Annotated in this window: 28 protein-coding genes; 20 read left to right on the top strand and 8 right to left on the bottom strand. The window is 40.6% G+C overall.

The annotated features are described in order from the left end of the window. Nucleotides 1-77 precede the first annotated feature (77 nt). The 5 genes from thrS (at nucleotide 78) to VCM39_RS13605 (ending at nucleotide 4,546) form a co-directional block, all read left to right on the top strand. A complete protein-coding gene (gene thrS / locus VCM39_RS13625; protein ID WP_221648756.1) occupies nucleotides 78-2,018 on the top strand; it encodes a threonine--tRNA ligase in 1,941 nt (646 codons plus the stop codon). 72 nt (nucleotides 2,019-2,090) lie between these two features. Then, on the top strand, nucleotides 2,091-2,702 hold the full coding sequence (infC, locus tag VCM39_RS13620; protein ID WP_221648755.1) for a translation initiation factor IF-3: 612 nt from the start codon (nucleotides 2,091-2,093) through the stop codon (nucleotides 2,700-2,702). Between the two features lie 68 nt (nucleotides 2,703-2,770). Further along, nucleotides 2,771-2,968, top strand: coding sequence for a 50S ribosomal protein L35 (gene rpmI, locus VCM39_RS13615; RefSeq protein WP_002561639.1), 198 nt, complete (start codon nucleotides 2,771-2,773; stop codon nucleotides 2,966-2,968). A 99-nt stretch (nucleotides 2,969-3,067) separates the two neighbouring features. Then, on the top strand, nucleotides 3,068-3,418 hold the full coding sequence (rplT, locus tag VCM39_RS13610; RefSeq protein WP_002561638.1) for a 50S ribosomal protein L20: 351 nt from the start codon (nucleotides 3,068-3,070) through the stop codon (nucleotides 3,416-3,418). 360 nt (nucleotides 3,419-3,778) lie between these two features. After that, nucleotides 3,779-4,546, top strand: a complete 768-nt coding sequence (locus VCM39_RS13605) for an EFR1 family ferrodoxin (RefSeq protein ID WP_322933709.1) — start codon at nucleotides 3,779-3,781, stop codon at nucleotides 4,544-4,546. Between the two features lie 64 nt (nucleotides 4,547-4,610). On the opposite strand, the gene xpt is transcribed toward VCM39_RS13605, so the two are convergent. The 8 genes from xpt to VCM39_RS13565 form a co-directional block, all read right to left on the bottom strand. After that, nucleotides 4,611-5,177: a xanthine phosphoribosyltransferase gene (gene xpt / locus VCM39_RS13600; protein ID WP_044166434.1), complete on the bottom strand. Its 567-nt coding sequence runs from the start codon at nucleotides 5,175-5,177 to the stop codon at nucleotides 4,611-4,613. A 112-nt stretch (nucleotides 5,178-5,289) separates the two neighbouring features. Then, the gene (locus tag VCM39_RS13595) at nucleotides 5,290-6,597 is read right to left on the bottom strand and encodes a phenylacetate--CoA ligase (RefSeq protein ID WP_002561635.1); all 1,308 of its coding nucleotides are present in this window, start codon (nucleotides 6,595-6,597) and stop codon (nucleotides 5,290-5,292) included. A gap of 96 nt (nucleotides 6,598-6,693) precedes the next feature. Continuing rightward, nucleotides 6,694-7,278 carry an indolepyruvate oxidoreductase subunit beta gene (locus VCM39_RS13590; RefSeq protein WP_002561634.1) on the bottom strand — a complete coding sequence of 195 codons (585 nt, stop codon included), beginning with the start codon at nucleotides 7,276-7,278 and terminating at the stop codon, nucleotides 6,694-6,696. 3 nt (nucleotides 7,279-7,281) lie between these two features. Next, nucleotides 7,282-8,874: a thiamine pyrophosphate-dependent enzyme gene (locus tag VCM39_RS13585; RefSeq protein ID WP_195450115.1), complete on the bottom strand. Its 1,593-nt coding sequence runs from the start codon at nucleotides 8,872-8,874 to the stop codon at nucleotides 7,282-7,284. A 240-nt stretch (nucleotides 8,875-9,114) separates the two neighbouring features. Then, on the bottom strand, nucleotides 9,115-10,152 hold the full coding sequence (mltG, locus tag VCM39_RS13580) for an endolytic transglycosylase MltG (RefSeq protein ID WP_289293774.1): 1,038 nt from the start codon (nucleotides 10,150-10,152) through the stop codon (nucleotides 9,115-9,117). A 525-nt stretch (nucleotides 10,153-10,677) separates the two neighbouring features. Further along, nucleotides 10,678-11,652 carry a DNA/RNA non-specific endonuclease gene (locus tag VCM39_RS13575; protein WP_289294145.1) on the bottom strand — a complete coding sequence of 325 codons (975 nt, stop codon included), beginning with the start codon at nucleotides 11,650-11,652 and terminating at the stop codon, nucleotides 10,678-10,680. 714 nt (nucleotides 11,653-12,366) lie between these two features. Continuing rightward, nucleotides 12,367-12,789: a hypothetical protein gene (locus VCM39_RS13570; RefSeq protein ID WP_322933710.1), complete on the bottom strand. Its 423-nt coding sequence runs from the start codon at nucleotides 12,787-12,789 to the stop codon at nucleotides 12,367-12,369. A gap of 45 nt (nucleotides 12,790-12,834) precedes the next feature. Beyond that, the gene (locus tag VCM39_RS13565; RefSeq protein ID WP_322933711.1) at nucleotides 12,835-13,359 is read right to left on the bottom strand and encodes a hypothetical protein; all 525 of its coding nucleotides are present in this window, start codon (nucleotides 13,357-13,359) and stop codon (nucleotides 12,835-12,837) included. A 120-nt stretch (nucleotides 13,360-13,479) separates the two neighbouring features. On the opposite strand from VCM39_RS13565, the gene VCM39_RS13560 reads away from it, so the two are divergent. From VCM39_RS13560 to VCM39_RS13490, 15 genes are all read left to right on the top strand, one after another. Then, nucleotides 13,480-13,728: a hypothetical protein gene (locus VCM39_RS13560; RefSeq protein WP_130061954.1), complete on the top strand. Its 249-nt coding sequence runs from the start codon at nucleotides 13,480-13,482 to the stop codon at nucleotides 13,726-13,728. A gap of 5 nt (nucleotides 13,729-13,733) precedes the next feature. Continuing rightward, nucleotides 13,734-14,003 carry a hypothetical protein gene (locus VCM39_RS13555; protein ID WP_322933712.1) on the top strand — a complete coding sequence of 90 codons (270 nt, stop codon included), beginning with the start codon at nucleotides 13,734-13,736 and terminating at the stop codon, nucleotides 14,001-14,003. Between the two features lie 484 nt (nucleotides 14,004-14,487). Continuing rightward, nucleotides 14,488-15,096, top strand: coding sequence for a hypothetical protein (locus tag VCM39_RS13550; protein WP_322933713.1), 609 nt, complete (start codon nucleotides 14,488-14,490; stop codon nucleotides 15,094-15,096). Nucleotides 15,097-15,285: 189 nt separating this feature from the next. Beyond that, entirely contained in the window at nucleotides 15,286-15,585 is a 300-nt protein-coding gene (locus tag VCM39_RS13545; RefSeq protein WP_322933714.1) for a hypothetical protein, read from the top strand. Further along, a complete protein-coding gene (locus VCM39_RS13540) occupies nucleotides 15,572-15,925 on the top strand; it encodes a hypothetical protein (RefSeq protein ID WP_322933715.1) in 354 nt (117 codons plus the stop codon). Before VCM39_RS13545 ends, VCM39_RS13540 begins: the two co-directional genes overlap by 14 nt. A gap of 44 nt (nucleotides 15,926-15,969) precedes the next feature. Continuing rightward, nucleotides 15,970-16,356: a hypothetical protein gene (locus VCM39_RS13535; protein WP_322933716.1), complete on the top strand. Its 387-nt coding sequence runs from the start codon at nucleotides 15,970-15,972 to the stop codon at nucleotides 16,354-16,356. Between the two features lie 117 nt (nucleotides 16,357-16,473). Beyond that, nucleotides 16,474-16,764 (top strand): helix-turn-helix domain-containing protein, encoded by a 291-nt coding sequence (locus VCM39_RS13530; protein WP_322933717.1) that lies wholly within the window; start codon nucleotides 16,474-16,476, stop codon nucleotides 16,762-16,764. Then, nucleotides 16,754-17,701 carry a toprim domain-containing protein gene (locus VCM39_RS13525; protein ID WP_322933718.1) on the top strand — a complete coding sequence of 316 codons (948 nt, stop codon included), beginning with the start codon at nucleotides 16,754-16,756 and terminating at the stop codon, nucleotides 17,699-17,701. Before VCM39_RS13530 ends, VCM39_RS13525 begins: the two co-directional genes overlap by 11 nt. 104 nt (nucleotides 17,702-17,805) lie before the next feature. Next, nucleotides 17,806-18,147 carry a DUF4406 domain-containing protein gene (locus tag VCM39_RS13520; RefSeq protein ID WP_322933719.1) on the top strand — a complete coding sequence of 114 codons (342 nt, stop codon included), beginning with the start codon at nucleotides 17,806-17,808 and terminating at the stop codon, nucleotides 18,145-18,147. After that, complete coding sequence (locus VCM39_RS13515) at nucleotides 18,125-18,328, top strand: hypothetical protein (protein ID WP_322933720.1); 204 nt, start codon at nucleotides 18,125-18,127, stop codon at nucleotides 18,326-18,328. Before VCM39_RS13520 ends, VCM39_RS13515 begins: the two co-directional genes overlap by 23 nt. 75 nt (nucleotides 18,329-18,403) lie before the next feature. Continuing rightward, on the top strand, nucleotides 18,404-19,033 hold the full coding sequence (locus VCM39_RS13510) for a hypothetical protein (protein ID WP_322933721.1): 630 nt from the start codon (nucleotides 18,404-18,406) through the stop codon (nucleotides 19,031-19,033). Nucleotides 19,034-19,135: 102 nt separating this feature from the next. Continuing rightward, the gene (locus tag VCM39_RS13505; protein ID WP_322933722.1) at nucleotides 19,136-19,585 is read left to right on the top strand and encodes a hypothetical protein; all 450 of its coding nucleotides are present in this window, start codon (nucleotides 19,136-19,138) and stop codon (nucleotides 19,583-19,585) included. A 313-nt stretch (nucleotides 19,586-19,898) separates the two neighbouring features. Further along, nucleotides 19,899-21,959, top strand: a complete 2,061-nt coding sequence (locus VCM39_RS13500) for a DNA cytosine methyltransferase (protein ID WP_322933723.1) — start codon at nucleotides 19,899-19,901, stop codon at nucleotides 21,957-21,959. A 28-nt stretch (nucleotides 21,960-21,987) separates the two neighbouring features. Next, a complete protein-coding gene (locus VCM39_RS13495) occupies nucleotides 21,988-22,215 on the top strand; it encodes a hypothetical protein (protein ID WP_322933724.1) in 228 nt (75 codons plus the stop codon). 5 nt (nucleotides 22,216-22,220) lie between these two features. Continuing rightward, complete coding sequence (locus VCM39_RS13490) at nucleotides 22,221-23,126, top strand: hypothetical protein (RefSeq protein WP_322933725.1); 906 nt, start codon at nucleotides 22,221-22,223, stop codon at nucleotides 23,124-23,126. Nucleotides 23,127-23,142 lie beyond the last annotated feature (16 nt).

Below are 23,142 nucleotides of genomic sequence, written 5' to 3'. Positions count from 1 at the left end.
AATGAACTCGTTCATTTTATTCTGCTCTCGGTTTGCACTATCTTTGCGTGCTAAAAAGAAAAATATAACATCACATTATGATAAAGATAACATTTCCCGATGGCTCTGTTCGTGAATATAACGAGGGAGTGAACGGTTTGCAAATTGCAGAAAGTATCAGTTCGCGACTGGCACAGGAAGTACTGGCTTGTGGCGTGAACGGTGAAATTTATGATTTAGGTCGCCCTATTAATGAAGATGCTTCTATCGTACTTTATAAATGGGAGGACGAGGAAGGTAAACATGCTTTCTGGCATACAAGTGCTCACTTGCTGGCAGAGGCATTGCAGGAACTTTATCCAGGCATACAGTTTGGTATTGGGCCGGCTATTGAGAATGGTTTTTACTATGATGTTGATCCGGGTGAAGCTGTGATCAAAGAAGCTGATCTGCCGGCTATTGAAGCTAAAATGGCAGAGTTGGTGGCAAAGAAAGAGGCTGTGGTTCGTGCAGACATTGCAAAAACCGATGCTTTGAAAATGTTTGGTGATCGTGGTGAAACCTACAAATGCGAATTGATATCCGAATTGGAAGACGGTCATATTACTACCTATACGCAAGGAGCTTTTACTGATCTTTGCCGTGGTCCTCACTTGCTGACTACTGCTCCGATCAAGGCTATCAAACTGACTTCTGTGGCAGGTGCATACTGGCGTGGCCATGAAGACCGTAAGATGCTGACTCGTATTTATGGTATTACTTTCCCGAAAAAGAAAATGCTGGATGAATACCTGACGCTGATGGAAGAAGCTAAAAAGCGCGATCATCGTAAGATTGGTAAGGAGATGCAGCTTTTTATGTTCTCTGATACAGTGGGTAAGGGACTTCCGATGTGGTTGCCAAAGGGAACTGCACTTCGTTTGCGCCTGCAAGAGTTCTTGCGTCGTATCCAGACCCGTTATGATTATCAGGAAGTGATAACTCCGCCTATCGGTAATAAATTGTTGTATGTAACTTCCGGACACTATGCCAAATATGGTAAAGATGCTTTCCAGCCGATACATACTCCCGAAGAAGGTGAAGAGTACTTCTTGAAACCAATGAACTGTCCGCATCATTGCGAGATTTATAAGAATTTCCCGCGTTCGTACAAAGACCTTCCTTTGCGTCTTGCAGAGTTTGGTACGGTATGCCGCTACGAACAAAGCGGTGAACTTCACGGTTTGACTCGTGTACGTAGTTTTACACAGGATGATGCACACATATTCTGTCGTCCGGATCAGGTGAAGGGTGAATTCCTTCGCGTAATGGATATTATCTCTATTGTGTTCCGTTCAATGGACTTTACTAACTTTGAAGCTCAGATTTCTCTGCGTGACAAGGTTAACCGTGAGAAATATATCGGTAGTGATGAGAACTGGGAAAAGGCAGAGCAAGCCATCATTGAAGCCTGTGAAGAAAAAGGTTTGAAGGCTAAAATAGAATATGGAGAGGCTGCTTTCTATGGTCCTAAGCTTGATTTTATGGTGAAAGATGCCATCGGTCGTCGCTGGCAGTTGGGAACAATCCAGGTAGACTACAACCTGCCGGAGCGTTTTGAACTCGAATACATGGGATCTGATAACCAGAAACATCGTCCGGTAATGATTCATCGTGCTCCTTTCGGATCGATGGAACGCTTTGTGGCAGTGCTTATTGAGCATACAGCCGGAAAATTCCCGTTGTGGCTGACACCCGATCAGGTAGCCATTCTGCCGATCAGTGAAAAGTTCAATGACTATGCTGAGCAGGTAAAGATGTATCTGAGAACACATGAAGTCCGTGCGATTGTTGACGATCGTAATGAAAAGATCGGTCGTAAGATACGCGATAATGAAATGAAACGTATTCCTTACATGCTGATTGTGGGTGAGAAAGAGGCCGAAAACGGTGAAGTTTCAGTTCGCAGACAAGGTGAAGGCGATAAAGGGACTATGAAATTTGAAGAATTTGCTAAAATTTTGAACGAAGAAGTTCAGAATATGATAAATAAGTGGTAACTTTGCGCGCAATTAATAAATTAAAATAAATTGGTAGACAATAAAAAACAACCCGGAAGTAAACGTTATTTGATGAAGAACGACAGCTTAAAAGGGCAGTACAGAATCAACGAACAGATTCGAGCCAAAGAAGTACGCATCGTAAGCGATGATATAGAACCTAAGGTATATCCTATTTTCCAGGCCTTGAAGATGGCTGAAGAAAAAGAACTTGACCTGGTAGAAATTTCACCTAATGCAGAACCCCCTGTTTGTCGTATTATTGACTACTCTAAATTTCTTTACCAGCAAAAGAAGCGTCAGAAGGAACAAAAGGCTAAGCAAGTGAAGGTGAACGTAAAAGAGATACGTTTCGGACCTCAGACAGATGACCATGATTATAACTTTAAGTTGAAGCATGCAAAAGGATTTTTGGAAGATGGTGACAAAGTGAAAGCTTATGTATTCTTTAAAGGACGTTCTATTCTTTTCAAAGAACAAGGTGAGGTGTTGTTATTGCGTTTTGCCAATGATCTGGAAGATTATGCAAAAGTAGATCAGTTGCCTGTTTTGGAAGGGAAGCGCATGATTATTCAGCTTTCTCCGAAGAAGAAAGAAGGTGCTCCTAAGAAGCCCGTTGCTCCTAAGGTAGCTGCGCCTAAAGTTGCAGTTCCGAAAGCAAGTGAAGAGTCAACTGAAGAATAAGAAAGAAATGCGTAACGCGCCAGGTATAGTGCGTTGCCATATAATTTAATAATTTAAAATCAAGTAAGATGCCAAAGATGAAGACTAACTCCGGTTCTAAAAAAAGGTTTACCCTTACCGGAACAGGTAAAATCAAAAGAAAGCACGCTTTTCACAGTCATATTTTGACTAAGAAAACTAAGAAGAGAAAAAGAAATCTGTGCTACTCTACAACTGTTGATGCAACAAATGTAAGCCAGGTTAAGGAACTCTTAGCTATGAAGTAATCAAAAGCGTAAAAGTATTATTAAAGTATTAACCGAATGCATTAGCTTAAAGTTCGCTACGTGAAGTAACGGCGCTAACATTCAAAAAAGAGTAAAACTATGCCAAGATCAGTAAATCATGTTGCTTCAAAAGCAAGAAGAAAGAAAATTTTGAAATTGACCAGAGGTTACTTTGGTGCAAGAAAAAATGTTTGGACCGTAGCTAAAAACACTTGGGAGAAGGGTTTGACATACGCGTTCCGTGACCGTAGAAATAAGAAAAGAAACTTCCGCGCTCTTTGGATACAACGTATCAATGCTGCTGCACGTCTTGAAGGAATGTCATATTCTAAGTTGATGGGCGGTTTGCACAAAGCCGGTATCGAAATAAACCGCAAGGTTTTGGCTGATTTAGCAGTAAATCATCCGGAAGCTTTCAAGGCTGTAGTTGCTAAAGCAAAAGCTGCTTAAGTTACACAGTGTAAGAATTATAGGTGCCGGTTGCTTTACAGCAACCGGCATTTTTCTTTTCCGGAACTCCCTCCGGACGGGAGAAAAAGTTATTTTGAGGGTAAACAAAAAGCTGCTTTTCCTTGTTTATCTCATACAAAGTTGTTACATTTGTGTAGTTAAAATATTAGCCGTATCGACTTGATCGGGAAACTCTTCAAATTAATCTGATAAACCGAGAACGCTTCAGCTCTCAATGGCGGGCCACATCCTTCGGGACAGCTTAATGCCGGTGGATTACAAAGAGGGCGAGCACTCAAATCTTGTTCTATCAGAGTTTCATCACATCGTCGGTGCGGCTTTTTTATACCCCTCCCCTTTATGATATTTTATTTTTCTGGTACAGGAAACTCTAAGTGGATTGCAGAGCAGCTTGCTGGTGTGCTGAAAGAACAATTGATATTCATTCCGGAAGCTATGCGGAATGCAGTTACCCATTATGAGCTGGCCGATAAAGAGCAGGTCGGTTTCGTATTTCCTATTTATTCCTGGGGGCCTCCTCCTATTGTTCTCCAATTCTTGCAGAGTTTATCTTTGTCTAATTATCATAGTCAGTATTTCTTTTTTGTGTGTTCGTGTGGTGATGATACCGGGCTGGCTCAGCAGGTGTTTTGCGACGCAGTGGCTGCAAAGGGATGGAGATGTGATGCGGGATTCTCAGTTACTATGCCTAATAATTATGTATTGCTTCCTGGTTTTGATGTAGATTCTAAAGAGGTAGAGAAACGGAAGCTGGATAATGCTGTTCAGAGAGTGGGCGAAGTGGGAGAGATGATAGAGGAGAGGACTAAATCTTTTCAGTGCAACGAAGGGCGTTTTCCTTTTATTAAGACGAAGTTGATCAATCCTCTTTTTATCAAGAAGGGCATATCAGTGGGGAAATTTCATGCAACGGATGCCTGCATTGCCTGTAAGCGGTGTGAGAAGGTTTGTCCGATGTTGAATATCGTGATGGTGGGTTGGAAACCGGTTTGGGGAGCAGATTGTACTTCCTGCCTGGCTTGCTATCATGTATGTCCGCAGAAGGCTGTGCAGTATGGGAAAGTCACAAAGAAAAAGGGGCAATACTTTAATCCGAATGTAAAATGACTGGCGGCTGCTGCCGGATTTCTAAAATCCGAATATAAAGTGTTCCCCGTAGTCCGCTGCCGTGTTATCTGATTTTTATCTGGCAGTTTGATAAATCTTCGATGATAGCCAGGCTCTCTACACGTACACCTTGCTCTTCAAGTGTTTTCCGGCCATTTTGAAAGGCTTTTTCTATAATGAATCCCATTCCTACCAGATTGGCGCCCGATTGCTTGATCAGGTCCAGCACGCCGAGGGCGGCATTTCCATAGGCGAGAAAGTCGTCGACAAAGAGCACATTGTCTTCGGGGGTGAGGAAATCGGAGCTGATAACTACTTCATAGTCACGATCTTTGGTGAAGGAGTGTACGGTGGTGCTCAATGCGTTCTGAATGGTTTTGGGCGATTTCTTTTTGGCAAATACAACGGGGAGGTCCATGAGATAGCCGGTCATGATGGCGGGGGCAATGCCGCTGGCTTCTATGGTCATGATTTTATTGACATTGGTGGCGGCGAAGCGGCGAACAAATTCTACTCCGATGGATTTCATTAATACAGGGTCCATCTGATGGTTGATGAAGCTGTCTACTTTGAGGATACCGCCTTCAAAGCATCTTCCGTCTTGCTGTATTCTTTTCTTTAATAATTGCATAATGAATAAGGAAAATGGGGACATATCAACGTGTCATTTGCTGAAGAAGTTGATATGCCAATGCGTCAATTTGGGGAGGGAGGGCCTCCTGATTGGCGCATTGGTGTATTTATTATATATTGTTTCTCAGGTCTTTTACCCTTACTGCTTTGCCTTCGCTTTGGGGGAGAGAGCCTTTTTTGACCAATTTAAGTTTGGGGGTAACCAGTATTTCATCTTTAAGCTGGCGGGTGATTTCTTTGCGGATGCGCTCCAGTTCGATGTAGTTATCGGTAGAGAGATCGCTCAGTTCTACTTCGACGATCATTTCGTCTTGGTTGTTGACTGTCTCCAGGGTGATGAGGTAGTTGCTGCCCAATTGTGGGAATTGCACGAGTATCTTTTCCACCTGCATCGGGAAGATGTTGACTCCTTTGATAATGAACATGTCGTCACTGCGTCCTTTGATGCGGTCTATGCGCAGATGAGTGCGTCCGCAGGGGCATTTTCCGGGTAGGATGCGGGTGAGGTCGCGGGTACGGTAGCGAAGCAGGGGCATCATTTCGCGGTCGAGGGTGGTGAGTACAAGCTCTCCGATTTCTCCTTCCGGAACGGGTTCTCCTGTTTCGGGATCGATAATTTCTACAAAATAGCAGTCTTCCCAGAAGTGCATGCCGTTTTGTTCGGTGCACTCAAAGGCTACACCGGGACCGTTCATTTCTGTCATTCCGAAGCTGTTGTAGGCTTTGACGCCCAGCATGCGTTCTATTTTCCTCCGTTGTTCGTCTGTGTGAGGTTCGGCTCCGATGACGAGGGTTTTCAGGGTGGTGCCTGTGGGGTCCAGTCCTTCTTCCTGAAAGACTTCTGCCAGGCGTATGGCGTAGCTGGGAATGGCATGCAAGGCGGTGGTTTTGAAATCGTTGATGAATTTTATCTGCCGTTTGCTGTTGCCTGCGGCGGCTGGTACGGTGAGTGCTCCCAAACGTTCGGCTCCGTACTGGAATCCGAGGCCACCGGTAAACATACCGTAACCGGAACTGTTTTGAAATACATCCGTTTTGCGGATGCCTACCATGTAGAGGCAACGGGCAACGAGGTTTGCCCAGGAGTCGAGGTCGTGCTGTGAATGTACGATGACGGTGGGGTTTCCGGTGGTTCCACTTGAGGAGTGGATGCGTACGCCATCTCTTTGCATGTTGCCGGCTACGAGTCCGAAGGGGTAGTAGGCGCGCATGTCGGTTTTGGTGGTGAAGGGTATTTTCCGGATGTCGTCCAGTGTCTGGATGGACTGGGCGGTGATGCCGTGTTCTTTAAAGACCTTTTGGTAATAAGGAGCATTTGCTGCTATTGAAACTGTTTTCCGGAGCCGTTGCAGTTGTAGTTCGTTCAGCTTTTCGCGGCTCATGGTTTCTATATCTTCTTCCCAGTATGTTGTATTCATGGTTTTTATTAATTGGAGCAATGGAGTTGATGTGCCAATTGTGCTGCGGTGGTTTGGACGCGGACAATTGGCACATTGTGTTGTATCACATTGGTGTTATTTGATTAATTTTTCGGCTATTTCCTTGCCGGCTTCCAGTGCCTGGAGGTTCATGTCTACGATGGCCTCTCCTTTGCGTTGGAATATCTCACGAATGCTGTCTTGTATTTTCTGGTAGTCGATGCCCAGGAATGGGATGGTGGCTCCCAGCAATACGATGTTGGCTACGCGTGCCGAGCCTACTTCTTTGGCTACTTTGTCTACATTGAGCACTACTTTGTGGGGGAGTTTGCCGATTTCGGCCAGTACGTCTTCCTGTGCGGGATAGTTGGGGATGTTGACGAACGGTGTTTCGTTGGTCACCAACCAGCCTTCGGGGCTGAGGTAGGGCAGGTAGCGTAGTCCTTCCATGGGTTCGAGTGAGATGATGAGGTCGCACTTTCCGGAGGGGATGAGGTCTGACGCAATGGGTTGGTCGCTGATGCGGAGGTTGGATTGTACGTCTCCTCCGCGCTGGCTCATGCCGTGTACTTCGGCTTGCTTCATGTATAGCCCGTCTTTCAGGGCTGCCTTACCGATGACTGTGGCGATTGACAGAATGCCCTGTCCGCCTACTCCTGATAGTATGATGTCTTTTTTCATGGTTTACTTGTTTCTTTTTTTACGTGCTAATGTTTGGATACACTCTCTGCGGGGGATGATGACTGACACGCCGTGGTAGTTGAGTTCTTCGCGTATGATCTGTTTCATTTCTTCGTAGTTTTTTTTCAGCGGGGTCATCACGCGGATGTGTGCGGGGTCAACTCCCAGTCCTGTGCAGATGGCTTCGATGCGTCCTGTTCCGGCAGAGTCTTGTCCACCGGTCATGGCGGTGGTTTCGTTGTCGGAGATGACGATGGTTACATCGGCATTTTCGTTGACGCAGTCCAGCAGTCCGGTCATGCCGGAGTGTGTGAAGGTGGAGTCGCCGATAACGGCTACGGCGGGGTAAAGTCCTCCGTCGGCAGCACCTTTGGCCATGGTGATGGAGGCGCCCATGTCTACGCAGGAGTTGATGGCGTTGAAGGGTGCGTTGGCTCCCAGTGTGTAGCAGCCGATGTCGCTGAATACTTTGTGTGTGGGGTATTCTTCGGTCAGCACCTGGGTGAGTGTGATGTACATGTCACGGTGTCCGCAACCTTCACATAGGGCGGGTGGGCGCATTTCGACTACGGAAGGTACGCTGAATTCGGATTTGTTTTCTTTGCCCACGGCACGTGCCACGGAGTCTGGGTTCAGTTCTCCGTCTTGTGAGAGTGTGCCGTCGAGGCGTCCTTTTACTTTGAGTCCGATGCCCAGATAGCCTTTGAGTTGTTTTTCGACGAAAGGCTGGCCGTCTTCGAGGACGAGTATTTCGTCACAGGCTTCCACAAGCTGCATCAGTTGTTTTTTTGGGAGTGGGTATTGGCCTATTTTGAGTACGGGGTATTCGCAACCTTCCGGATAGTTTTCCATGAGGTAGTTGTAGCCGATACCGCAGGCGATGATGCCCAGTTTCTTGTTGGGGCCGTCGGTGTATTTGTTGTAGGGTGATGCTTCGGAAGCGCGGATAAATTCGTCCTGGCGGGCCAGCAGTGCTTTGTAGCGTTTGCGTGCATTGCCGGGCAGGAGGATAAACTGGCGGGGATCTTCGGCAAAGGCGATTTCGTTTTGTGGTTTTTGCGGTTTCTGTTCTACGCCGGAACGTGAGTGTGCCAGGCGGGTTACCATGCGCAGCAACAGGGGTTCGCCGGTTTTTTCGGAGAATTCAAATCCATTGTACACCATGTCGTAGGCTTCCTGCTGGTTGCTGGGTTCGTACATCGGGATGAGTGAGAAGTCGCCATAGAAGCGGCTGTCTTGTTCGTTCTGTGAGGAGTGCATGCTGGGATCGTCGGCGGCTACTACGATCAGGCCACCTTTTACGCCGGTGATGGCTGAGTTGATGAAGCAGTCGGCAGCTACGTTCATGCCTACGTGTTTCATGCAGACGAGTGCGCGTTTGCCAACGAAGGACATGCCCAGGGCGGCCTCCATGGCTGTTTTTTCGTTGGCTGCCCAGCGGTTGTGTATGTTTCTTTCACTCGTAATGGGAGACATCTGGATGTATTCCGTTATCTCGGTTGAAGGGGTGCCCGGATAGGCGTACACGCCTGAGAGTCCGGCATCCAGTGCAGCTTGTGCAATGGCTTCGTCGCCAAGTAAGAGTTGCTTGCTCATATCTTTGTTTTTTAATTAGTGTTAGTCACGGTTATTTTTATTTAGTAGTCAGGTAGTTAAGTAAGTAGTAAAGCGAGTAGTTAAGTAGTTAAGCAGTCAAGTAGTTAAGTAGAAATGTTTCATTTTATCTATTCTACTTGCTACTTGACTACTTGACTACTTAACTACTTACTTTACTACTCGCTTGCCTACTTCTAGTCTTTGGCAAAGATACATTTTTACGGTCATTTTATCACAGAATTACTTGAAAATCTTTCTTTCGTTCAGTGCTTTCCAGTATTTTCTGGCATTTGCCATGTGGTCGGTATAGTTGGATGCAAAGTTGTGGGTGCCCGAGAAATCTTCTTTGGCACACATGTACAGGTAGTTGTGGCGGGTGTAGTTGAGTACGCTGTCTATGCCTTTGGCTGAGGGGATGCGTATCGGTCCGGGAGGGAGTCCGGTGTTGGTATAGGTGTTGTAGGGCGATTCTACGCGCAGGTTTTCGTTGGAGATTCTTCTCAGTCCGAAGTCTTGCAGGGCAAATTTGATGGTAGGGTCTGCCTGAAGGGGCATTCCGGTGTGCAGGCGGTTGATGTAGAGTCCGGCTACGGTGGGTTTTTCGGCGTTGTTGTTCGTCTCTTCTTCCACAATGGAGGCGAGGGTGCACACCTCTTCGGGGCTCATGCCGATGGCCTGGGCTTTGGCGAGGCGTTCGGCGTTCCAGAATTTCCGGTGTTCCTTCTGCATGCGTTCAAAGAAATCGTTGGCGCTCATGTCCCAGTACACTTGGTAGGTTTCGGGGATGAAGAGGCAGGGCATGGTTTCGGGGTTGTAACCCAGTTGCTGCTGGAAGGCGGGGTCGAAAAGGGGGGCAGCTATTTCGGCAGAGTCTATCATGAGTTGGCGGGCTACGCTGCGTGCTAGGCGGTCGAGGGTACGAACGCTGCCGATGGTGAGGTTGATGGGCTCCTGATAGCCGCGGGAGAGGCGGCTGTAGACGTGATAGGCGTTGTCGCCGGGGCGAATGGGGTATCGTCCGGTGTGGATTGTTTTTTCGAGTTGCCGGTATTTGGCCAGCCAGCGGAATCCGGTGAGGGTGGTGGGATGGCCGTAGGTTTTCACCTTATTATATATGGAGTCGGCTGTGTCGTCACGGTCGATGTATACGTAGACGGTGCGGGCCGGATGAAACTGTGGATACAGAAGGTAATAATAAACGGTTCCGGCAGCTGTTGCGCAGGCGATAAGGAGGATGGCCAGGAGGCTGATGAGGATTTTTTTCTTTTTCTTTTCCATGGGGAATGTTGACGTTATAAAAACGGGTCAAAGGTAACAAGAATCCGAGTAATTCCGGAGGTTTTGCAGGGGAAATATTTGGAGGGGAGGAGCGGAATTTGTAGAAAATAGGCAAGGCGTTGGCTGCATGGAGGCAAGGCGTTGGCTAGATGAAGGCAAGGCGTTGGCGTTTTCACCACGGAGGACACAGAGTTTTTTTAGATCTTTGATGAAACGCAGATAAATAATGAGCATATTGGCAAATTATTCATACTTCACCACAGAGTGACACAGAGTTTTTTAATCTTTATTGAAACGCAGATAAACGCAGATTTTCGCAAAGGGAAACAAATGTATGATAAAGAATTACAGTCTTTTAATCCGCGTTTTATCAGATAAATACCACTCTGTGGAACTCTGTGTTACTCTGTGGTGAAATACTATTTATTTTTTCCCCTTTGCGAAAATCTGCGTTTATCCGCGTTTCATCAAAGATCTAAAAAACTCTGTGTCCTCCGTGTCCTCCGTGGTGAAATACACTTGAAACTATTTCCACAGCCTGATATCCGCTTTTGCCTCTATGCTATCTTCCAGTTCATCGGGTAGCGGGGCAAAGAAGTCCATCCCCGTCAGCGTTTCGATGCTATCTACGCTTACGACGTAGGTGCCCAGAGGTTCTACCGAACGTTCATTGTCGAAAAGGAAGCCGATGGCCCGGGGATTGTCGACGAAAGGCGAGAGAATCACTTTGAAGAATTTCTGTGGCACAACCACCCGGTTTTTCCCTATTTTCTGTGCAGAATCCTCTACGATGGGGCCGCAGATGATAATGATGGCACTGTCGGCTATGGCCCAGTCGCGTATCTTTTCTTCGAGGTCTTTCCATTTCCGCCTGTTCAGTTCGGGGTGTTGCGGGCACATGTTGCTGAAGTAAAACGACTCCTTCATGGCCGTTACGCTCCATTTCATATCGGCAGCCGGGGCCATGTGCCCCTTGTCGTAGCCAGAGCGGGTGTAATCTGCATTGGTGGCGATGACCCCTTTCACCTGTGGGTCGGCAATGAAGCGGTCGGTTCTTTGGGCGTTACCCTGCGTTTCCTGGCGGGTGAGTTCGTAAGCTACCCAGTTGGGCAGTCGCAGGTTTTCATTATAAGATACGGTATATCCGGTGTGACGGATGATCTGTCCCTTTCTGGGGGCGGTCATTACCGGGATTTCCAGTTCCTCGGCTGTGGGGATTTTCTGCTTCTGAGGGATTGAGGCTTTTGAACCTTTATTTGAAGAAGCTTCTGTTTTTTTACCAATAGGTTTTGGTAAGTCTTTGTAGATGGCCCTCTTGGGTTTATTTACTGCGACAATAGGTTGTAGCGTTTTATTATTTTCGTTGTCTTTTGCTCCAGATTGTTGTATGTAGAGATACAGTCCATAAAAAAGTGGTATTAAAGCGATGAAAATAATAATGCAGCCTAACTTGAGTCTGTTCTGAGATTTTCTTTTTTTTAAGGATTTTCTTCCACTCACGATATAATATTTAAGAATTATATATCCTGTCTCTATTCAAAAAAGACAGTTAGAAATAAACAAAGCGCTGACTATATTTTTATAATCAGCGCTTTTATAAATGAGCCGCTAGCCAGACTTGAACTGGCGACCTACGCGTTACGAACGTGCGCTAAAAACGGCATTTAACTAATTATCTTTCTTTTATTTAATAAATTGTTCTTTTATATTTGGCAAACACTCTGACAAACATCATTCAGTATTGTAGTTCATTCTCTCTGATTAGTATTTAATGTTATTAAATCATATTACCCTATCCGTAATAATTTATAAAAAGCCATGATTTAAGGATTATATTTCATCTGCAATCTTAATACTAAAGAATAGCATTTTGTCACTTTGAATTTTGCTACTTAAAAAGTATCCTTTTTGATGGTATATAAGAACTTAAGAAGTAAAAGTCCTTAATTGGCTGATAATCAACACCCCTTAGTTCATGACTCATGAACTATTAGTTCACACATGCATGAACTAATAGTTCAAATAATGATACGTTTTTTTGAACTATTAGGGATTTTTATTCGTTTATAATTACAAATCAAATGTTTCATATTTATTATTTTTAATTGTTTTTAGTTTCATAATTATATAATTTTCTCTTTATTGATAACTATAAGTCAAAAACACCCTGTTTGGAGGCAATTTTCTACTTTTGTTTTGATGGTCTAAGCATAATTATGTTTTTAAAAGTTCGATAGTCTCTTTCAGACATAATATTAAATCATCTTTGACCTTAATAGAATCCTTTAAGTGAGCTACTTCTGCTTCAAGCAGTCGTTTTTCACTATCTTCTTCAAGTGTGCTACAATCACTTGAAGAGGAGCTGTATAACTCTACTTTTCCATTAGGATATATTATTTTTTGTCTTCCTAAGTTGGGCAAAGTTAGATAGACCGAATTACCGACTCCGACATTGTTATAATTGATATTATTATTATTTCCTTTGTTGGTAGTGGATATAGCAAACTTGTTTTTTAGAAATCCTCCTATACCCCAACCAGATGTTTGAGGAATACTAATAGTACATGCAAACTTCTTCAGGCTAAAGTTGTGCTGTGTTATTATATATGCTATATGCTCCTTAATAGTGCTTATCATTGTTTGTTGCTTATGAGTGTAACGCTAGATAAATATTGTATTGACCTACTTCTCTTTATTTCTTAACAGTTCTATAGTTTCTCTTAAAGAAATAATTAACTCATCTTTTATTTCCATGCTTTCCCGTAGATGGGCAATTTCAGCTTTTAGAAATTGCTTTTCACTATCCTCATTAGATACTGCTGATTCAGCATGATCAAGACCAGCTACATCTACTTTTCCCGTAGGGTATATAGTCTTTTGTGAGCTTGAATCGGAGATATTTGCATTCACGCTATTGCCAATCCCAATATGATTATATTCAATTTTATTTCCATCTCCTTGATTTGAACTGGATATAGAAGGAGTTTGTTTTAGCATTTCTCCTGTACCCGTTAATAGCCATTCTGCTGAAATAAGCGGTTCAGCGGTTATTATTTTATTGAGAGTACTGAATTTAGGTTCAGCCCCTTTAAGAATGTCATTGAAGGAAGTCTGTGAAATACCAATTTTTATTGCAAATGCTCTAGCACTTTTATAGTCAAGTTCCTTTATTAGAAGCCTTATTCTTTCATTTACAGTATTTTCCATTTGGTTTTATTTAGAATTATTACAAATAACGGTATAGCTTACATATTTTATTGATTTTTCTTTGATATAAAAGTTAAACCGCTTATTTTTGCATCGAAATAACAACAGAAATTCGCAATTATGATGCAAAACAACTTAATCGCCAAAGATAAGGAAAAAAAAGTACCTTGCAAAAGGTACGTAAAACAAACTACAATTGACTTCTTCAGAAACTTTCTGATTGGAGAGGAAGCTATTATCAAGACATCTGATATTAAACCCGGTGTTGCAAGAGGATGTCTCATTAAACTTAGAGATAGGGATTCTCAAGAATGGGAATATACAGAGAAGGGATATGTAGATGAATATTATGTAAAACGGTTAAGATAAAGATCATGATGGAAATTACTAAATCAATTAATGATAAACTTCAGCATATGGAGGATGTCTATGCTGTTTTACGAAAGAACAAAATAACTTTCACCAAAACGCAAGCGACAAAGATTGTTGGGAGCCGGTCAATGCTTGAACGTCTGAGAGCATCTGGTAAGATACGGGTTATAATCCACAATGTTGCGTATCGTAAAGGACAATGGGAGTGTAATGCCGAAGACGTGTTACGGTATGCACATGACAAACCTGCAAAAAATAGAAATTCTAGTTAATCTTATCAATCATATTCAGATAGTTGATGGGCAAACATTAGCATATGATAGATCATTAATCGTTCTTTGACATCTTAAGAATATTGGAAGTTGTGAGTCTACTTCGAGTCGAAAACCAATATAGGTGAATGTAGACAATACTCTCCAACGATGTATGCTGCGATAATGGTCAATCGGCATCGTTGTAAATCAAAACAGCTAGACATTAGATGTCGGTAGGTCGAGGAACCTGCTTTAAGAAAAACGGTCAATAGCAGTTAGTTGAAGCGTTAAAATTCAATTGGCTAACTCGTTCGGTTCGAATCCGATATTGACCACAAAAGAATCTCAGTTCAAAAAATAAGTCTATTTAATGAACTTTCAGTTCAAATACCGTGAACTATTAGTTCAAAAAATGACCTTGTTTCATGAACTTTCAGTTCAAAAAGCATGAACTATTAGTTCAAATTTTATTCGTTTTTTATGAACTCACTAAAATGATAATATGAAGAAACAAATCGCTAAGTTCTCTGACTACGAGAAAAATAGAGAGAATCCATTTATGAGTCAAGCAATGGAACAGATCAATAATCACACTGTGAAGAAATATCGTTCCTCTACAGGTACAGACAAAAGGGCTGTATTACAAGCTATGGACTCACAGACAGGAGAAATCTTAGGACATACCTCATTTATTCGTCAGATTGAATGTGATGAACAAGAGTTTATTAAATTCTATCTAAGAGATTTTCAGGTTTTTTTCGGGCTTTCAGAAAAAGCAATGCGTGTGTTTGGCTATATCCTCACGCTACTCAAACCGGATAGTGATGAGTTTGTATTTCTCATTGATGAATGCCTCCAAAAAACACCCTATAAAGGCAAAAATAGTATCTATTCTGCATTGGCAGAGTTGATCAGTGCAGAAATTATAGCCAGAGGTCGTACAGAAGTTTTCTTCTATATTAACCCAATGGTGGTATTTAACGGCAATAGGGTCACTTTTGCTAAAACTTATGTTAATAAGGCTGCACATGTCCGACAGATTAAAAAAGAAGCAGAAAACAAGAATCAATTAAGTTTATTCAATGACGACTCTCAGGATGTAATTCTTTGACCCCATTTTTTATCTCAATATAGTAACGTGCTATAATAACGTAGCATGTTACAAATTAACATTAATAATATAATGTAGCTAATGGAAAGTTGTGAAACATTCCATTTAGCGACGTATTTAGGCATGTTGTGAAATACCCTACTACGTTTTTTTAGATAACGTAATAAATCCAATGTAAACATGAGTAATATGAAGAATCTTCAAAAAACAAAAACTGCAACAGAAGTATCCCCCAAAAATGGTCCATCCAACTGGATGTGTCAAACGACCTTCAAGTTACCACGCTTAGAAGGTGACACACAAGTCTGGCTCGGACAAATGATTGTTTCTATCATTCGTCTTAACATTGAGAATGACACCTTCTATTCACCACAGATGCAGAAAGGGTTTAAAACTGAACTGATGGCTAGTATTATAGAAGAATTAGGAATTACTACTGATGATCTTCAGAAAGTTTATCAATCAAGAAAAGAAGATGAAGAGGAATAAACAAACAAGGGAACAAAGTATGCTAAAGCTGGATCAGGATCGTAATATAACGATTTGGGTAACTCAAAATATTGATGGTCTTGTTATATTACATTTGGAGTGTCCTATTCCAGAGGTTTACAAGCATTTAAGCATAATACCGGGTGGAGATCCTAAACGAGTCATAGTATCAGCCCAAGAAGCCGATATTTATAAGACTAAAGGAAAAGGATTGATAATAGATGCTTTTACTGATCCTGAACAACTAAATGTAATTTACCGCAAAGCTGGGTATGGACTTAATACGATTTCCAAACAAATTGCGGGATATGTTCATAAGTGTCGTTTTCGGTTACAATAGATCCGGTTTTTTAAAGAATAAATTATCACTTAAAAAAAATAATAATGAATTATTTAATTTTACCGAATGAATTTCTTAGCACCCTTCTTTCGTCAATGGGGGTGATTATAGTTCTCACTGTTATTTTCTACATAAAAGATAAATGTAAGTTACGTTTGAAAACCGCAATGATAGGAAGTCTCATCATCTTTGTTGCATGTTTCATACCTAAAGCTATCAATGAAAAGGGTATGATAAATTATCATAGAGAAAAATTAATCAATTTACTCGAACCCCAAGGAGTACCTACAAATGGAAAGATAAGTATTGAGATTCAAGACGATACTCTTCTATTCCACATAGAAAATGACAGTTCTACTTATTCTTTTCCCATCAAAAAGAAACTAAATCAATATGTAGTAGAGATCAATATGCAAAAACACTCAAACTAAAAACTGTATGACAGAAAGGAAAGGGTATGCAATGGCTTTTGTTTTTATATACTTGGGAATATTATTTCTGGGATTTATCGTTTACTTATTCTACTTACTCCTTTTTTGAAAAAGCATATGAAAAAAGAAAATATAAAGGAACTCATTGAGGATGCTGTTCAACGTTTTAAAAACGAACTCGTATCAACAATCGAAGAGATAATGGTAGACAATGAGGATGAAATGGAGGCTTATGTAGATGTCTCAGAGCTAAGTCAGTTGATGAATTTATCAAAGAAAACAATAAGGAAATATGCTTCCGAGAACAAGCTTCCCTCTGATAAGGATGTTTCAGGTAGATTAAGATTTAAGAAGGAAGATGTCGATAAATTTATTAAAAACATACAATCTAACAAATATGGAATCTGAAGAAGCAAACCAAATACCGCTTGATGATATTCTTAGAGAATATGATCGTACAATTGTAAAATCATACTTTGGGTATGACATGTACTTGTCTCCTTTTAGGGAAGAACATTCCGCAAGTTTCAAAGTAAATACAGAAACCAATCGTTGGCAAGACTTTGGCGAAGGTAGTTATGGAAGTGCGGTAGATCTTGTCATGAGGATGGAGAAATGTTCATTTTTTGAAGCCATGAAGATCTGCGAGGAAAAGAGTTTTTCGGGTAATTTAACACCCCATGAAACTCATCCAAGGCAACCGAAAAAGGAAAAGCAAAATAAGTTGCACATTCTGAAAGTTGCTCCCTTAGAAAACAAGATTCTAATAAATTATGCTTTGAGCAGAGGAATTGATGAGGATGTAGCTAAAACGTACTGTCAGGAAATTTACTATAAAATAGGCGAAGAAGGAGTATCATGTTTTGCATTGGGTTTCAAAAACGATTCCGAAGGATATGAGATAAGAAACCCCTTTTTTAAAGGATGTATTTCTAAGGATATCACATGTATAGACAATGGCAGCTCTCGATGTGCAATATTTGAAGGTTTTTTTGATATGCTTTCATATCAGCAATTGATGAAAAGTAGACCAGAAAGAAGGCAAAATGTGAATATGGTTATACTCAACACAACTGCACTGATCACAAAAGCAGCCAGCTTCATTCAAAGTCACCAGATGATCCACTCTTTTCTAGATAATGATGCTCCTGGAAGAAATGCTCTAAGAGTGCTTAAAAGCTGCGGGAAAGAAGTTATAAACGAATCTTCATACTTATATCCTCAATGTAAGGATTTCAATGAATATCTACTATGTTCATTAAAAAAAAAGAATAATGAAGGTGTTATAGAAGAGAAGATAAACACAGAAAAGCCTATTTTAAAACCCAAATTAAAACCTAAATAAGATTGTCAAGCACCAATTTTAGATTGAATATTTGGAATTTAATAATCGGTGTTTGGCTATTATCATTTTTTTTGTTAGGAAATACAATACCAAATGAAATAACTATGAAAGTTTATATAGCAGGAAAAATCACAGGACTCCCCTATGAAGAGGTAAAAGAAAAATTCACTTGGGCATCCGAGCAGATAAGAAGATTAGGCTTTACTCCAATAAGCCCAATAAACAAAGATCTGCCTTACGATGCTGATTGGCATGAGCATATGGTACAAGACATAAACCTTTTACTTGGATGCGAGGCTATTTATCTCCAGATGGACTGGGAAAATAGTAAGGGGGCTCGGATAGAACAATACATCGCTAAAGAAATGGGAATGCTGATTATTTACCAATTACCATTTTCTGCATGGACTAAAGAAGAAAAAAATGAGACGAAGAAGAAAATATAAAGAAAAAGTGGATTTGAATAATCAGGATCTTACAAAATTAGAAGAAATGATTTCTGGATATAATGAAATGAAAAAGCAAGAAGTACCACTACGGATCAATGATAAACTGGTTATTTTCGTTCCATCAGAGAAATGTAATGACCAGTTTCGGCAATGGTATATTAAAAATAGACTGAAGTAATCCTCCAACAAAAGAAAAAGGATTTTTTGCCTCAATATTTAAATCATTAAATTGGTAAATAATTAAATAACTAAAATGGAAAACATAGAAGTTTATATCCAATGTCACTATCACTTAGAAAAATATGATTGCTATACAACAAGTTCAACATCCGGACTCGTTTGGGAATTTCTCCTCATGGATTCGGATTTTGATGCTTATTTAAAACGGATAGTTGGCAAAGTAATGAATTCTACAAAAGGCACAGGACAAACTATCAAAGAATTGAGAGTTGATGTTTATTGTAGCCAAGATCAGAATGATCTAGAAGTAAATCTAACTTTTTTCACAGTCGAAGGTTGTACAATGGAAATCCAACCTTTTAAAATATTATTTGATAATTATAATCGTTTGGCAGATGTAGCTCAAAAAGGTTTTGCTGTAAGAAAAGTCATAGAAAAGGAATATAATATTCTCTTTAAGAAAAGTACAAGACTTTATCATGGATTACTAATATTCTTTGGACTCTGCGCATGTGTTTTGTTGGGAATAGCTCTGAATTCTCTTAATTATTTCTTTCTATTAGTAACTATTCTTACGTTTATCTTCATTAGAGTGATATTCGATTCTTTAGGTTTCTTTATTCATTTATTATCTCCGAAAGAAACTGAATTGAAGGTTCTTTCTGATGTGTTGGAGAAATACAATATAACACAAAACGAATGACAATCATGAGTAAAGGACAATATAAAGATAGTGTACGAATGTGTACATTCTCATTAGCTGGGGTAGTATTAATGTTTCTATTATTATTTAATTAAACAAGTTATGGACAGACTAACTGAATTGCAGTGGGCTAAGAAGGGACATGTTCTCAATGCTGACGCAAAAGGCGTAGAAGGCTGGAATAACAATTATTATCGTTATCGGGTTATTCGTTTCTCTGAAAGTGAAGTACATAAGGATTTGGTTGCTGCAAAAGCCATTGTATCAGCTAAGAACAAGGAATACAGGGCAAAGGCTAAAGAGCGAGAGCAGAAGAGAAAAGAAGCTACTGAATTTCGGGAAAAGATGAAAACAAGATGGCAGTGGCTACAAGAGGGAAGAATACCCAAAGATGATGCACGTTGGGAAAGTGGAGATTCTTTGAACAAAACATTTAATTGCTGCTCTTATGGTAGTAAATACTGTTATTGCCATTTTAGAGATACGTACTGCCCCAAAAATTCCAGAGAACTTGAAGATGTAGTATCTGAATCTAAATGTAAAGATGTGTGAATGTACAAAACGCTTAAACGACCCTTATTTGATTGATTTATAAATTAATATAATAGAAGAATGCGATTGGCAAGTTGCGAAACACCCAGTCAGCTACGTAACAGGCATGTTGCGAAACACCCGGTTACATTATTTTATAAAATGAGATAAACGACTAATTAATAGTAAGTAAATCAAATATAGTAGTGTTTTATTTTGTTTGTGTTGTGCCGGGTATATGGTCTGTGAAGATAGTATACCCTTTTTTAATATGAACGGCAGTAATTCAAATAAGATCCATCTATAAACAACCTCAATTTTAAATGATTAATATATGAATGATATTAACTTATTATATATAGACCTATTCTGCGGGGCGGGTGGTACAAGCACCGGTGTTGAATCCGCAAAAGTAAACGAAGAGCAATGCGCAAAAGTCATTGCTTGTGTGAATCATGATGCAAATGCCATCGCCAGTCATGCGGCCAATCACCCGGACGCACTACACTTTACTGAGGATATTAGGACGCTTGAACTTTCTCCACTGATCAATCACTTAAAACGGATGAAGCAGATATACCCGAAAGCTCATGTGGTATTGTGGGCATCGTTGGAGTGTACCAATTTCTCAAAGGCAAAAGGTGGGCAATCCCGTGATGCTGATAGTCGAACATTGGCGGAACATTTATTCCGATACATTGAAGCTCTACAACCTGATTATGTACAAATTGAAAACGTTGTGGAGTTTATGACATGGGGGCCACTAATTGTGAAAGTTTCCAAGACAAAAGAAGGAGCTGAATATTGTCCTTGTAATGTAGAAAAGGTAAAAGTTTCCATGAAGCGAGGTGAAAAGAAACGCTTTCGTTGGAGTCTTAGTCCTCAGATGGTCCCGGAACCAAACACAAAAGGATTATATTACAAACGTTGGGTGAAGAAGATGAAAAGTTATGGTTTTACATTTGACAATCGAATACTGAACTCTGCTGATTATGCTGCCCGTACATCTCGGATTCGTTTCTTTGGAATATTTGCAAAAACTGGTCTGCCTACCGTATGGCCGGAGCCAACACATAGTAAAAACGGTGTGAAAGATTTATTCGATGAGAAAAAGAAATGGTTACCGGTAAAAGATGTATTGGATTTGAGAGATGAGGGTGAATCTATCTTTGGTCGTAAAAAAGCACTTGCTCCTAAAACTTTTGAACGCCATAAATCAGGGCTTATTAAGTTTGTATGCGGAGGGAAAGAGCAATATCTTATCAAGTGGAATTCAATGAACAGTAAAGGAAGATATGTTGCTCCAGGAGTGGATGAGCCTTGCCCGGTAGTGAGTTGCCAGAATCGACTTGGTGTAGCAAATATACAGTTCCTATCGAAATATTATAGCGGTCATCCGGATAGCAAAAATATTCCGGTATCCGGTCCGGCACATACTATTAAAACAAAAGATAATCATGCTTTGGTTTCAGCTGACTTCCTTTCAGCTTATTATGGAACTGGAGATAATGTGCGATCAGTAGATATGCCGTGTGCCACTGTTACTACAAAGGACCGCTTCAATTATGTTCACCCCGCATTCTTATGCTCGTACAATTTCAAAGATGTCGGGAAAACTATAAACGGCCCTTGTCCAACGTTGCTAACAAAAGACAGGTTAGCTTTAGTTTCATGCAATTATTTTATGAATTACTATTCAGGTGGTGGACAACATGCACATGTCGGTCAACCAAGCCCTACCATATTGGCAAACCCGAAGCAACGTCTTGTATCATGCAATTTCCTCGACATGCAATATGGTAATAGCCGCTGTACGTCTGTCAATCAACCAGCAGGAGCAGTTCTTCAGAATCCTAAACATAGTTTAATTACGTGCAATAGATGGCTAATGAATACTAACTTCTCTAATGTTGGTAGTCCGCTTTCCGAACCTGCTCCTGTTGTGACAGCTAATCATAAATGGCATTATATAGTAAATCCACAGTACACATCGGCAGGTGGAAGCATAGATTCACCTTGTTTTACATTAATTGCACGTATGGATAAACGTCCTCCGATTATTACTACATGTCAAACAGAAATAGGTGAAAAGGTTCCTCCATTTGTGAAGATTACTCCCTATGGCATAATTTATGAAATTTATGGAGATGATTTGCCTGTTATAAAAGAAATAAAGGAAATAATGGCGATGTATGGCATTATTGATATAAAGCAACGCATGCTGAAAATTCCAGAATTGAAACGAATAATGGGATTCCCAGAAGATTATGTTTTAATCGGCACACAAGCTGACCAGAAAAAATTTATAGGAAATGCAGTTGAAGTAAATATGGCACGGGTCCTCTGTGAAACTATTAGCAAAAAACTTCATGAGTTGAGAAAAATAGCAGCGTAAATTAGTATCTGTCAAATTAGAAGAAATTATGCTTGAACTAAGAACAAAAGCAATATCCATTTGGGCATTATATGTGAATGGAAAGAGGATACCGTTTAATACTAAAAAAAACGCTGTATCAATAGGGAAGCGATTGTGCCAGTTAGAAAATAACAATGTAACTCTACTTGAAGAATATAAACTTTGGGATATATCCAAAAGACCTTCTATTCTGTTAGATCGTCAATCTTTTGATAGAACAATTTTAATTCAATAAAGAACATGAATATCGGATTAATTGACGTTGACGGTCACAACTTCCCTAACTTCGCTCTTATGCGTGTATCTGCTTTCCATAAAGCGAAAGGTGATCAAGTAGAATGGGCTACTCCTTTCAACAGATATGATAAAGTTTTAGCAAGTAAGGTGTTTACCTTTACTCCTGATTTCAACTATCTGACATTGCAGACAGATATGGTCGAAAAAGGAGGTACAGGGTATGACATAAAGAAACAATTATCATGTGAAATTGAAAGCAGTATATTGATGGATTATTCTATATATCCGCAGTATGATTTTTCCATTCAATTCTTTAGCAGAGGGTGCATCCGGCAATGTCCATTTTGCCTTGTGAGAGAGAAAGAAGGTGATATTCAACCGGCAGAGCCTGTGAAGCTCAACCCCAAGGGAGAATGGATAGAGGTACTTGATAATAATTTTTTTGCAAATCCAGAATGGGTAGGTGCTGTAGATTACCTTTTAAAAGCTAGGCAGCCTGTGAAACTTCATGGAGTCGATGTCAGAATAATGAATGAAGAGCAAGCGTACTGGTTGAATAAATTGAGAATAAACCAGTCTATACACATTGCATGGGATTTTCCTCAAATAGACCTGACGGACCGACTTAAAGAGATGATCAAGTATGTAAAACCTCGTAAGATTATATGTTATGTTTTAGTTGGTTTCAATTCAACAATCGAGCAAGATCTGTTTCGGCTTAATACACTAAAGAGTTTAGGAATTACCCCTTTTGTTCAACCATATCGGGATTTTTCAAACACTAGAAAGCCTAGACAATATGAGTTAGATATAGCGAAGTGGGCTAATAGGAGATGGTTATTCAAGTCATTTGATTTTGCCGACTTCTCACCACGCAAAGGATTTAAATGTGGCTATTATTTTAAATAATAAGAGTAAAACAAGA

The organism is Bacteroides mucinivorans, from assembly GCF_034654355.2.
GTDB lineage: Bacteria > Bacteroidota > Bacteroidia > Bacteroidales > Bacteroidaceae > Bacteroides > Bacteroides nordii.
The sequence above is the reverse complement of the archived record's forward strand: the minus strand, read 5'-3'. Positions and strand labels throughout refer to the sequence as shown.